The organism is Legionella yabuuchiae (genome assembly GCF_900640115.1).
Lineage (GTDB): Bacteria > Pseudomonadota > Gammaproteobacteria > Legionellales > Legionellaceae > Legionella_A > Legionella_A yabuuchiae.
In genome coordinates this window covers 1-11,290 of record NZ_CAAAIW010000041.1, presented here as the reverse complement: position 1 = coordinate 11,290, position 11,290 = coordinate 1, and the positions used below count along the sequence as shown (strand labels likewise).

Sequence of the window (11,290 nt, the reverse complement as noted above, 5' to 3'; positions counted from 1 at the left end):
TGCGGCTTGTTGTCGTCTTTGATTTATAGATGAGCTTAAATAGAACAGAAAAACTACGAATTTTAGAAGTTTTACAAATGTTTTTCATGAAAATGCGTGGATGGCTGAGAATCCGCCCCGGATTTTTGGAAATATTTAAAACATGTTATTTTTGAAAAATGGCAAAAAGGTGGTTTAAAATACTTATACCCATAGTTTTTTAGCTCATTCATCACACCAGGCAAGTAGGTCTTTGGTTTGGCGGTTACGATGAGGCATAGTTCTTTGGGTTTAGCGCTTACATTTTTTCAATAAAAAACCCACCAAAAACTTTTTAAATATGCTCTTGGTGGGTTTTTTATTGAAACATTACTTCTTATAATGTATCCATTCTCGCCTCGACCCTATACACTTGTTTACTTAATTATTTTCAAGTAATACGCAAGTATAGGACGCGTCATCCCCTCCATCAATGGCGAATTTTTTAACTACAAAGGATGAGCCAAAATTTACCGTTGGCAGGTTATCGCCCATCTCACCAGCCCCATCACCACGGTTGGTAGTATCGCCTAAGCCTAATTGACCTGAAGTGTTTCTGCCCCAGCACTTAACCGTGTCATTATCTAGGAGCGCGCAAGTATGCCGGTCGCCCAAATAAATATCTTTTGCGGTTCTTCCCGTGCCTAAATTCACCGTTGGCAGGTTATCGCCCATCTCACCAGGCCCATCACCACGGTTGATAGTATCGCCTAAGCCTAATTGACCGCTATCGTTTAGGCCCCAGCACTTTAAGGAATTATCGTTCAGTATAGCGCAAGCATGAGCATCCCCTGCGCGGAGCTTAATTGCGGTTTTTCCCGTGCCTAAATTCACCGCTGGTAAATTATCGCCCATCTCACCAGCCCCATCACCACGGTTGGTAGTATCGCCTAAGCCTAATTGACCTGAAGTGTTTCTGCCCCAGCACTTAACCGTGTCATTATCTAGGAGCGTACAATTAAAGCCCCCTCCTGCCGTCAATTGTTTAGCCGTCCTTCCCGTGCCTAAATCCACCGCTGGTAAATTATCACCCATCTCACCAGGCTCATCACCACGGCTGATAGTATCGCCTAAGCCTAATTGACCGAAAGAGTTGTTGCCCCAGCACTTTACGCTATCGTTATCCAATATAGCGCATGAGTATCCACCAGTAAAAAAAGAAAAACCAGAAGCTACCACAAGTTTAGCCGTCCTTCCCGTGCCTAAATTCACCGCTGGTAAATTATCGCCCATCTCACCAGGCCCATCACCACGGCTGATAGTATCGCCTAAGCCTAATTGACCTTGATTGTTGTAGCCCCAGCACTTTACGCTATCGTTATCCAACACGGCGCACGTATGTGCACCCTCCTGCTCTCCTGCACTTACTTGTTTAACCGTTCTTCCCGTGCCTAAATCCACCGCTGGTAAATTATCACCCATCTCACCAGGCCCGTCACCACGGTCGATAGTATCGCCTAAGCCTAATTGACCTCTATTGTTTCTGCCCCAGCACTTTAAGCTGTCGTTATCCAATATAGCGCATGTGTAATCACCACCTGTAGTAATTTGCTTAGCCAATCTTGCGGTCCCTAAATCCACCGTTGGCAGGTTATCGCCCATCTCACCAGGCTCATTACCACGGTTGTTAGTATCCCCTAAGCCTAATTCACCGGAAGAGTTGAGGCCCCAGCACTTGACTTTTCCTAAGAAAACCGAAAAATCAGCGGCATAATTTTGACAATTAAGCGGGGCATCGCCATTGGTGCAAAGTTTATAGGTTAATTGGCCAGTGCCTGTGACGGTTAAGGTTTTTGGTTGTGCAGGGCTAGCTGCAAAAAGACAAAATCCGCTGGCAGATAGCGCACAATCCTGACCTTGATTTTGCAGCATAAAGCCAGGCGAAGTAATTTGAATACCTGCGCTTGGGTAGAAAAAATTCACATTCGGTCGAATGGTTAAGTTAGGCTTGTTTGCGGTAACATCAAAAATCAATCCCGTATTGGCTGCAAAGCTTACGGCAGTGATAAGCGATAGACTTAATAGTATGATTTTTTTCATGTCCTTTTATCCTTTTTAGGCAATGAGCGTGAGGGTTAGGGCGTGTGCATCCGCATGTCCAGTTTTAAGATGATTTAAAACCTGCGGCCTTGGATTAAGCTTCCCTTCATTTAAATAAAAGTATTTATATCCCACTTCAAGGGCTGTGTTTTTCCATACTTGATTTACTCGAAGACCAAGGCCTGCCATGGCACTTAATTTAACTTGCGTATCCCCATGAAAAGATTGATTGGGAAGGGTTACGCCGCCATCTATCGAGCGCTCCTGATAATCATGGGTCTTGATGAAATTGGGGCCAATGCCTGCATCAAGCACTAGGGCTAAGCGCTCGCTTTGGCCTTTCCAAATGGCTTTGGCATTAGCATACACCGGAACATTAGTGGTTTTATATTGATAGGATAAATTTGGAAACGTGCGCTCAAGATAAACCAATCCAGTGACGGTTGCCCCACTTAAATAATAAACACTTGCCCCTATGGATATATCTATGGGTTGCTTGGAAAATGCATCAAAGAAATAACCGGCGCTGGCTAGAAAAGCGGTGTCATTTTGTTGGCTGACCGTATAGATGTTACCAAAAGTATTGTTTATGTTAATCAGCTGTTCTTGACCTTGCTCTATATACGCCCCACCTAATGAAAGATTCAATTGCCCTGGAGGTAAATGAAAGGCATGCGTGGATGGGGCAGAAAGAGCAAGCAAAGCCGGGAGAAGGGGCTTAAATATTCTTTTCATGAAAATGTCCTTTTTGAAAAAAGAATTTGAAAATTATACTTTGTACTTTATTTTCTAACATAAGACAATAATTAAAAAATACATGACTCTCAGCCATTTATAAATATGATTAATGGATTGCAAACAGACTATTGTTACCCCCGTTAGAGAAGTGATAGCTGATAGAGCTTATGGTTCTGGAATAATACTTTCCTTCCTTAAAAACCATCAAATGCACGCATTCATACCCTTATTTACAACAAGAAGTGGTAATAACAATTGTTCATACTTTCAAGGGATAAACTTTGGTCATGACAAAAAAACCTTTGTTTGTGGTAATAATGTACTATTTCATGCAAGCAAAGTGCGTTCCATCGGTTTTATTACTTATCGTACCAGGGTTAAAGATTGTAGAGATTGTCCTTTTAAAAAATCTTGTCAAGCACCAATAATAAAAGGCAGGGACGTTCGCGTTGTTTCTCGCCACATTCATTATGCTCTTTTCAATGAGGTAAAAAACAAATGGAATTTGATATCTTCAAAGAAAAATTGAAAGAGCGATTATGGAAAATTGAAGGGAGGTAATGAATGAACTTAAAAACTATCACACTCTTTCACGAGCCCAATACAGTGGCGTTGATAATGTGCAAATACAAGCCTATATGGCTGCTATGGCTATCAAGATCAAGCGACTGGTTTTTTGTATTTTAATTATTATATTCTTTTCATCAATTGAATGAGGAAAAAATACCACCTTTTGCAACAGGCCGGTACGTTACCTTGCCATGTGCACCTACATTGGCGATAATTTGGCTTTTTTCTGGAGACATTTGTTGAATACGTATGTTAAAGAGCCTGCGCAACAGGCACAAGCATGTATTATTTGGATGCATGGTTTAGGTGCTGATGCTCAGGATATGGTTGGGTTAGCCGAACAATTGAACTTGGACCTGGCTATTCGCCATATTTTTATTGATGCCCCCGTACGCCCGGTTACATTAAATAATGGTATGCCCATGGGGCGTGGTATGACATTTTCGACACGCAATATTTGAAGTTTTTATGAATTGAGCTAAAAGCCTTGTGGGAGTTGGCTCCCCGGGACGGGCTCGAACCGCCGACCTAATGATTAACAGTTATACGCGAACTATAAACCATAATCAACCACATCCAATAACAACAATTAAATCAAAAGGTTATGTAAATACGTCTGTCCTCCTCCATTGTCATTTTTCGTGCTTTGTTATGGCGTAGTGCCCCACCAGTGTCCCATATTAGCCAGTTATTATTTCGCTTTTATGAATGTGATGATGTAAAATATTTGCTCATTGGCAGTTAAAAAACACTATGTGCAATTATTTATTTCAGAGATTGATCATCTTTTTTAGTTTTTGGGTGAGTTATTCTCCCTTACATTCAGAAACAATTGATTCAATTACAACTAGTAATTACAAGATTGATGAACGGTACACTGTCAATGGCAGAAGCGATATTATGGAAAATACTTGGCAAGATGTTTGTAAAGCATTAGGTATGAAGCCAACCGATATTCCAGGTGGAGAATTTTGCGTGAATCCCTCTGGGAATGCTGTATATGTGCAAAGTGGCGATCTTTGCGCTGATGGCTCTTTTAAAATTCCACTGGGTGCGCATTGGTGCGAGGCTCCAGTACCCTCTTGCCCTAACGCCTCATGGACATTATCAAACGATCAGAAAACATGCTCAAGGCCTGATTTTTCGTGCTGGATAAAAATTGATAGCGTTTCTGAAGAAAGGCTTTTAGCTGCTATTGCCTATGGGGAATCTTCGACTATGGATAATTATGAAGAGATGGCAGGTATTGCTTATGCGGTTATTAGAAGAAGGAATGCGGCTCGAAAATCATCTGTTGCATCATTACTTAAAGCATTTCCTTCGTTTTCATATGTTATTTCTGATGGTAACCATCGCTTTAGAAAACTGATGTGCTCGGATATAGAAGAAAATTTTGAGAAACCTTATCGGGCAGCCAGAAACGCGCTTAATAATGGTTTTGATTACGCCAATGGAGGATGCTTTTGGGATGGGTATGACTTAAAAACAAGCGGAAAACATCATTACAAATATCGACATGGATTTAAATTTACCAGCTCCAACCATAACTTATTTTCTATTAATGAACCACCACGTAAGCGAAAAAAAACGGATTTAGGCTCATACGATCATGAGTATGATTCAACAGCCGCTTATGGTAAAACGATATTTTGGAAACTTAACAAAGAATTTTTAAAAGCTAAGAGGAAAAAGCAATGTCAATAATTAGAGTTGTTACAGGATGTTTGTGTGCATTTTTCATTCAATCTTTGTTTGCAGAACCACCCTTTGAAGTTTTAAGATCTTGTATTGATGAAAAGCCTAAGAACTCATCAGTGAGCCTGTTAGAGATCAATAATGGGTATTACCAGTCTGAAGTTGAAGATAAGTGTGAAAATCAATATGAGATTAAATTTAATAAAAAGATTTTTGGTTCGGTTACATGCAATGAGACGCCTTATTTATTAATAAATAATCAAAAAATTAATTTAACAAAAGCTATCAATAAGTCCGTTAACCCAGAAATCAAACCAGGTGTCCTCTACCCAACGGATACCTCTTGGTTAAAGATTGACTTTAAAAATCAATCCTTTTTATGTCTCAATGGCCCCATTTCTTTATCAGGCACAGGTTCAAACATAGGCCAGTATTACATTGTTGAAAATGCATTTTCTGATAGTAGCAAGCCAGTTATTTATTTTTATTTCTTGAATAAAGACGTTGCACCATTAACAAGTGCTCATTTTTAACTGATCATCCATTTGCTTTTGAATATACAGGTTCCACATATATCTACTTAAAAGATGAAAGGTTACACCCATACACGCGCGCGTCATGGGGTCTGGAGTGATTGATAATGAGGATGAACAATCATGGCAACTCACTACTTCGATAAAAATTTCAATTTACGCTTTGCAATTTTAGCTAACCCACCTAAACTACCACGAACAAAAAGAGGTAAATGTGGGGCACTAACAAGGCAAAAAACGCCTTGCCAAGCACCCCCTGTGTGGGATAAGACGACAGACGAAGCGGTCAATGGGCGCTGTAAATTACATGGTGGTTTATCTACAGGCCCTAAAACGACTATAGGTAAAGAAGCGATTAGGCAAAGTAATCGCGCGAGGAAATATAATAAGAAACTGCCAAATGATGGGAAAAATGAGCGAAATAATTAATGTCTATTGTGATGAGTCATGCCATTTAGAAAATGACGGTAAGAAATCCATGGTTATAGGGGCTATTTGGTGTCCTTTGGATAAAACGAAAAAAACTGCTGATCAAATTAGGGCTATTAAGGCTAAACACTTTGGTAATCAGTATAGAGAGATAAAATGGAACAAAGTTTCTATTGCCAAACTAGAATTTTATAAAGAATTAATCGATTATTTCTTTGATGAACCAGATTTGCATTTTAGGGCAGTCATTGCAGATAAGACCAAACTTGATCATGAAAAATTCCTACAGACTCATGACGAATGGTATTACAAAATTTATTTTACCTTGTTAAAAATCATTCTTAACCCAGATTTATGTTATCGAATATATATTGATATCAAAGATACACAGGGTGGCAACAAAGTCAGAAAACTTAGAGAGGTACTTTGTAATAGCCATTATGATTTCTCCCAAAAAATAATTGAACGGCTACAAATAACGCACTCTCATGAAGTAGAGCAATTGCAGTTAGCAGATTTATTAATAGGGGCGCTTTCTTATTACCATAATGTAACCGACCGTACAGAAGCAAAGATGAGTTTGATCGAGAAAATAAAAGAAAACTCACACTATAGTTTGGATAAGAACACCCTATTTAAAGAAGATAAATTCAACTTGTTCTTCTGGGAGGGCTGTTAATGTCTTATCCAGAATGGCTACCAGACCTCATTGAGTTAAACAGTTTTAAAGGAAACTGGGATAGTTATCTCGAGCATCTTTACAGTGTATATACTCAGAATTTTATTACTTCAAAACCAATTTATAATGGAACGCCTGTCGGTGTAAAAAGGCACCCCAAAGAGCATGACAAAGATGCTACATTTTGGCATATTATCTCTGAGGGAATGATTGAAAATGAAAGAACACCTGATCTGCGCCGATGTGAGAGAATAGCTTGGCCAAAACCTATAATCGATAATCATAACAACGGTATTTTAAAGATCTGGAAAAATAAGCGCAAAGGAGAAACAAGGATTCTATTGTGGCTTGAAGAAGCTGAGTATCTAGTCGTATTATCTGAAAGAAAAAGTTACACGCTTTTTTGGACAGCTTATCCAGTTATAAGGGATCATTCCAAAAGAAAGTTACAAAAAGAATATGAAAGTTATAATAGCGGTGAAAGTAGATAGGCTGGCTGCGCCTAATCTGAAATTAGACGCTACCGTTACTCCTTCTACAACATGGTAGATGAGCTATCTATATTATAGTTAATTAGTATGCAAAGTGTCAATTGATTAAAATTATTACTGATTAAAATTATTACATGTTTTTTGATTGTAAATAGTCCTTTTATTTTCCTGAATAATATGGTTTGCCAGCTTTAAGCCAAAGCTCAATATGAAGCCGTAACAATTCGGGCGAAATATTTTTATTGATTATATCTTGCTCATCCTCTATAGACAGGAGATTGTCTATGACTTGCTGAGGTTTGATGTCCAGTTCCTTCAAGCAGCCCTGTACGAAATTAATCAAATCTATTTCTTTGTTATTTTTTTTATGAAAACCCTCTGCTTTGGTACTGACAAAACCGACAGAAGGTGGATTTGTCAGTTTTGTCAGTTCACTTTCTTGCATATCATTTAATTTTTTTAGCCAACGTCCCATGTTAAATCTCTCTTAATCAATCCAGTGGTAAACAACTTTAGGTCGACCATTTGTATCAACCGAAGCTACCGTTTCTGCAACAATATATTCATAATCAATAAGCCAATTTAAGGCATCATATACATCTTCAATGCGGTTAAGGCCAGACCAACCTTTTCGATGTATAGCTCTTGCGGAAAATGGATTATCTAGTTTGGATTTGCGCTCAAGAATAAGCTTTGCTCCGTTAAGGCTGTGATTCATTGCAAGGCTGTAAAGCCGTTTAGCATGGCTTAGTAAATAGTCAGCCCAATCTAATGCTCTAGCTGTAGAAGTAGCCCCGACAGCCTCTTGCCCCCCATCAATTACTTCAAATAGTAGTGCTAGCCCTGCAATAGTTTGTGGCATTTTAAGCATATGGCTTTCTAAGGCTGGATGGATATCTGAGTCACGTGCCGCCTCTTGAATTTCTTTCATCCACGTAATAAATAAATTTTGAGCTTCATTAGTAAATCGGAAAAGACGAGGCTCATCATCTACCGTGTTGAAATTGAGTTTATGAAGCATTTCAAAAACGGCATTATATTTTTCTTTTGCTTGTTGATTTGGGGCGCGATCAATCCATTCCCAGCAACCAACATCATCTGGCCATATGGCTAGTTGAAAACGTTGAATCAATCCATCATCTGCCGTTCCTCTGATGGCATCACGAACCAGTGTGGCTATTTTACTTGGTTGAATGCCTCCGATGATAGATAAAGTACAATTCGGAATAACAATTGTTCCACGCCCAATACGGTCATAAGAGTAATAACCATTGCCATCAAAGCATTCAAGATAAAAGGCTCTGTCGGTTTGGTGCTCTTCCTTGTTTAGTTTCGCTAACCAGCCGGATAATTCATCTCGAACCAATATCAGCCCATTCGGATTTTCTCTTAGTAACTCACCAAGTTTTTCCACTGTAGCATCATTGACCACCCGTCTTTTACGGGTAGGCATAAAGGAGCTTTCCGAAATTTTTAACGCCTCTTTAGCTGATTCCCTATCGTCTTTTTTTAAAGCGTTTTTAGCTTTGATTTTTGCCGTCTGTTTTTCCAATTCGATTAATTGACACTCTTCTTCATAATTTTGTAAATTTTCTTCAAACTCTTGAGTAGCATCTACATCAAACTGTCTTAATGGCTTGATAGCTTCTTTCATGCTTGGACTCTTCATAGCAGAAGGACGGCCAATAATTGCTCCCCACTGATTAGGGGTTACGGTCCAATCATCAAGCTGCTTGGGGCATATTGATGCTTTTCGGCCTAAGAGTCCTGATAGTCCAACTATTGCTGCGACCGCAACAAAATCCGGTAAGCTTTGTTGGCGATCCGCGACATCATAAACATAATCTCTAATTGCTTCAGGCAGCATTTCTGCTTGAAAGGGCATAACAGATGGTCTTGATTCTGGTAATTGTCTTGGTGGGTTATTTTTTATTTGCCGATTTACGGGCTTTTTATTGTGTTTATATATAGCGCTGTCATCAATTGCTATCGATTCTTGTGCAGCCTTTGTAATAGCATCTTTAAGAGATAATCCTTCTCTAACGCGCACCAAGTCGAAAGCATCATGCCAGTAACCATCGTTAAACGGATCATTATGATGACTAAAAAATTTATCATCTCTAACTGTAATTCCAGCAATGCCTGATGATGATTCTGGTGATAACCATTTTTCCTGTGTACTTGTAACAAGCTTCCGCTTATAACCATATTGGCTCAAAAGTGTGGTTAATTGATGTTGTTCATTAAATGCTTGTATTGGTGAATTTTGATCACTTAACCCATGTTTTTTCTTAGGATCAGTGTGATTAGTTGGTGGTATGTTTTGAAAATTAGCCCCCTTAATTGGTAAGCCATCTAGATATTCAAAATACAAGAGATCTACATTAGAGCCAAAATGTTTTCTTGGATAATACCAGCCTTGAGCAAACACATTGTTCTCTTTGGCATAAGCCAGCAAGTGCCCTTTTAGGTTTTGATTTAAAGATATAATCATTTTCTCGACGGTAGCTGGTAACTGATTCCTGCCGTATGGCTTATCGGTGGCGAGAATAATTCTGTATCGATTCCCTTTTTGACCAGCATAATGGGAATATGAGCCATAAAGGATATGTCCTATACCCATGATTTTTAATGTTTGGTGAACAGCTAAAGGATCAGGAGCACCTTCAATTTCACAACCTTCTTCATCAATTCGCTTGTCACAATCAATTACAATGAGATTGGCCATGTTATAAGTATTAGCGTCATTTCGCGGCATACAACGACCATCATTTGTGATTAAAGAGGTTCTTAAAAAATGACTCCCATCTTTATTGCCATAAGGCAGTTGTTTTAGCAGGTTATACAAAACCTTGCCTTTAATATTTTCAAACCTATCAGTAGTGGCAATTCCAGTTTGTGTTGATGCAACTACCGTATTTTCTAGAATTGATATAAAATCCTTCATGTTAAGTCCTTAACAAAAGGGGGAGGTCACCCCCTAAAATCCAAAGTTTGATGATTAACGCTTTTCTCTTGATTGGGTGGGCGTTAATCCCTGTTGAAATAGCTTCTTTGTCTGGGTTTTTATTTTGGCCCTCGACTAATCCTATATTCATTGATTCATTAACCACTCAAAGAAAGCAGCTTCATCAATTAATACTCTCCTGCCATTTCTCACTATCACGCTCATGTCGTCTAAGCCGTTTGTAGAGGCATGAAAGATATGGTGTCTAATACCACCATGGGTAAAAGCTGGATGCTTTTCACAGAACTGTTTTACTGTATAGAGTGAAGGGATTTTTTGTTGGTTGTTCATATGTCACCTCGTAAAATTAAATAGAATCACTGGGGTTTGTGATCTTTCGAGATGAATTATTGTTGATGAAAAGACAGTAATTCTAGATAACTATGGGCCCCTAAATTAGGGGGGCTAATTAATATCGTTGATTAACTTACTGATTTTTAATTATTTTGTTTGGGGCTCTTTTTTTTTAAGCTAATCCCTTTTGGCTCAATGGTTGCAACTTCTGATAATTTTTTTACAAAATTTTCTTCATCGGAATCATTTGGGTTAACTATCTCAAAATTTTTCTTAATATATTTGGCAATATTGCCTGTCGAAAAATTCCTATTATTTTTAGAAGCTACAAGCTTTTCTTCCTGAACATAGCCATCAATCAAAGCAGATAATTTTGGAGCTCTACAAGCATTTGTATTAAACCAGCCTTCATGAAAAAGAGTATTTTGATCTAATGTTACCAACTGTTTTATTAAAGCTTCATTTTCTTTATCGAAACCTTTGTCAAAAGCTATTATTTCATTTGGAATTTTTAAATTAGGTAGCCCTTTAGCCCAGCAAATTAAAAAACCTGTTCTCCACATTTCAATATTAGATTTAGGTATTGAATATAACTTACGCTCATCTTCACTAATTAATATAGCCTCTCGGGAAATGACTTCTGCATAGCTTAATAAACAGTTGGCATTGCTTAATATTTTTTCATCTGTGTATTTCGGCTTGATCCGAACGCCGATTACGGCAACATTCAAACGGCCATTTCGGTTTTATCCGAACGGTGATTTCACTCTGATCCGAACGCTGATTTCGGCAACAT

General features: G+C 38.6%; 13 protein-coding genes and 1 pseudogene. 8 read left to right on the top strand and 6 right to left on the bottom strand.

Annotation, left to right across the window (positions count from 1 at the left end):
* Positions 1-399: 399 nt before the first annotated feature.
* Positions 400-2,058: an RCC1 domain-containing protein gene (locus E1O47_RS11565; protein ID WP_133131414.1), complete on the bottom strand. Its 1,659-nt coding sequence runs from the start codon at positions 2,056-2,058 to the stop codon at positions 400-402.
* Positions 2,059-2,073: 15 nt separating this feature from the next.
* Positions 2,074-2,793: a hypothetical protein gene (locus tag E1O47_RS11560; RefSeq protein ID WP_133131413.1), complete on the bottom strand. Its 720-nt coding sequence runs from the start codon at positions 2,791-2,793 to the stop codon at positions 2,074-2,076.
* A gap of 112 nt (positions 2,794-2,905) precedes the next feature.
* Here E1O47_RS11560 and E1O47_RS11555 point away from each other — a divergent pair, with 112 nt between their 5' ends.
* From E1O47_RS11555 to E1O47_RS11525, 8 genes and pseudogenes are all read left to right on the top strand, one after another.
* On the top strand, positions 2,906-3,325 hold the full coding sequence (locus tag E1O47_RS11555) for a hypothetical protein (protein WP_133131412.1): 420 nt from the start codon (positions 2,906-2,908) through the stop codon (positions 3,323-3,325).
* A gap of 31 nt (positions 3,326-3,356) precedes the next feature.
* The gene (locus E1O47_RS12325) at positions 3,357-3,512 is read left to right on the top strand and encodes a hypothetical protein (RefSeq protein WP_165475116.1); all 156 of its coding nucleotides are present in this window, start codon (positions 3,357-3,359) and stop codon (positions 3,510-3,512) included.
* 147 nt (positions 3,513-3,659) lie between these two features.
* Positions 3,660-3,811, top strand: a pseudogene (locus tag E1O47_RS12550) (carboxylesterase); the annotation flags it as partial.
* A gap of 455 nt (positions 3,812-4,266) precedes the next feature.
* The gene (locus E1O47_RS11545; RefSeq protein ID WP_133131411.1) at positions 4,267-5,070 is read left to right on the top strand and encodes a hypothetical protein; all 804 of its coding nucleotides are present in this window, start codon (positions 4,267-4,269) and stop codon (positions 5,068-5,070) included.
* Positions 5,061-5,594, top strand: a complete 534-nt coding sequence (locus E1O47_RS11540; protein ID WP_133131410.1) for a hypothetical protein — start codon at positions 5,061-5,063, stop codon at positions 5,592-5,594. Before E1O47_RS11545 ends, E1O47_RS11540 begins: the two co-directional genes overlap by 10 nt.
* A gap of 123 nt (positions 5,595-5,717) precedes the next feature.
* Positions 5,718-6,023 carry an HGGxSTG domain-containing protein gene (locus tag E1O47_RS12435; protein WP_207384322.1) on the top strand — a complete coding sequence of 102 codons (306 nt, stop codon included), beginning with the start codon at positions 5,718-5,720 and terminating at the stop codon, positions 6,021-6,023.
* On the top strand, positions 6,007-6,702 hold the full coding sequence (locus E1O47_RS11530) for a DUF3800 domain-containing protein (RefSeq protein ID WP_133131409.1): 696 nt from the start codon (positions 6,007-6,009) through the stop codon (positions 6,700-6,702). The genes E1O47_RS12435 and E1O47_RS11530 overlap by 17 nt, the downstream gene beginning before the upstream one ends.
* Positions 6,702-7,193: a hypothetical protein gene (locus tag E1O47_RS11525; protein ID WP_133131408.1), complete on the top strand. Its 492-nt coding sequence runs from the start codon at positions 6,702-6,704 to the stop codon at positions 7,191-7,193. The genes E1O47_RS11530 and E1O47_RS11525 overlap by 1 nt, the downstream gene beginning before the upstream one ends.
* Before the next feature lie 160 nt (positions 7,194-7,353).
* On the opposite strand, the gene E1O47_RS11520 is transcribed toward E1O47_RS11525, so the two are convergent.
* The 4 genes from E1O47_RS11520 to E1O47_RS11505 form a co-directional block, all read right to left on the bottom strand.
* Complete coding sequence (locus tag E1O47_RS11520) at positions 7,354-7,668, bottom strand: hypothetical protein (protein WP_133131407.1); 315 nt, start codon at positions 7,666-7,668, stop codon at positions 7,354-7,356.
* A gap of 12 nt (positions 7,669-7,680) precedes the next feature.
* A complete protein-coding gene (locus E1O47_RS11515; protein ID WP_133131406.1) occupies positions 7,681-10,140 on the bottom strand; it encodes a YfjI family protein in 2,460 nt (819 codons plus the stop codon).
* 147 nt (positions 10,141-10,287) lie between these two features.
* Entirely contained in the window at positions 10,288-10,491 is a 204-nt protein-coding gene (locus E1O47_RS11510; protein WP_131777383.1) for a hypothetical protein, read from the bottom strand.
* 146 nt (positions 10,492-10,637) lie between these two features.
* Positions 10,638-11,225 carry a hypothetical protein gene (locus E1O47_RS11505; RefSeq protein ID WP_133131405.1) on the bottom strand — a complete coding sequence of 196 codons (588 nt, stop codon included), beginning with the start codon at positions 11,223-11,225 and terminating at the stop codon, positions 10,638-10,640.
* Between the last annotated feature and the right edge of the window lie 65 nt (positions 11,226-11,290).

Coding starts and splice junctions, on each gene's coding strand:
- E1O47_RS11530 (WP_133131409.1), top strand. CDS start 6,007: ATGAGCGAAATAATTAATGTCTATTGTGATGAGTCATGCCATTTAGAA.
- E1O47_RS11540 (WP_133131410.1), top strand. CDS start 5,061: ATGTCAATAATTAGAGTTGTTACAGGATGTTTGTGTGCATTTTTCATT.
- E1O47_RS12435 (WP_207384322.1), top strand. CDS start 5,718: ATGGCAACTCACTACTTCGATAAAAATTTCAATTTACGCTTTGCAATT.
- E1O47_RS11525 (WP_133131408.1), top strand. CDS start 6,702: ATGTCTTATCCAGAATGGCTACCAGACCTCATTGAGTTAAACAGTTTT.
- E1O47_RS12325 (WP_165475116.1), top strand. CDS start 3,357: ATGAATGAACTTAAAAACTATCACACTCTTTCACGAGCCCAATACAGT.
- E1O47_RS11560 (WP_133131413.1), bottom strand. CDS start 2,793: ATGAAAAGAATATTTAAGCCCCTTCTCCCGGCTTTGCTTGCTCTTTCT.
- E1O47_RS11565 (WP_133131414.1), bottom strand. CDS start 2,058: ATGAAAAAAATCATACTATTAAGTCTATCGCTTATCACTGCCGTAAGC.
- E1O47_RS11515 (WP_133131406.1), bottom strand. CDS start 10,140: ATGAAGGATTTTATATCAATTCTAGAAAATACGGTAGTTGCATCAACA.
- E1O47_RS11510 (WP_131777383.1), bottom strand. CDS start 10,491: ATGAACAACCAACAAAAAATCCCTTCACTCTATACAGTAAAACAGTTC.
- E1O47_RS11520 (WP_133131407.1), bottom strand. CDS start 7,668: ATGGGACGTTGGCTAAAAAAATTAAATGATATGCAAGAAAGTGAACTG.
- E1O47_RS11555 (WP_133131412.1), top strand. CDS start 2,906: ATGGATTGCAAACAGACTATTGTTACCCCCGTTAGAGAAGTGATAGCT.
- E1O47_RS11545 (WP_133131411.1), top strand. CDS start 4,267: ATGGAAAATACTTGGCAAGATGTTTGTAAAGCATTAGGTATGAAGCCA.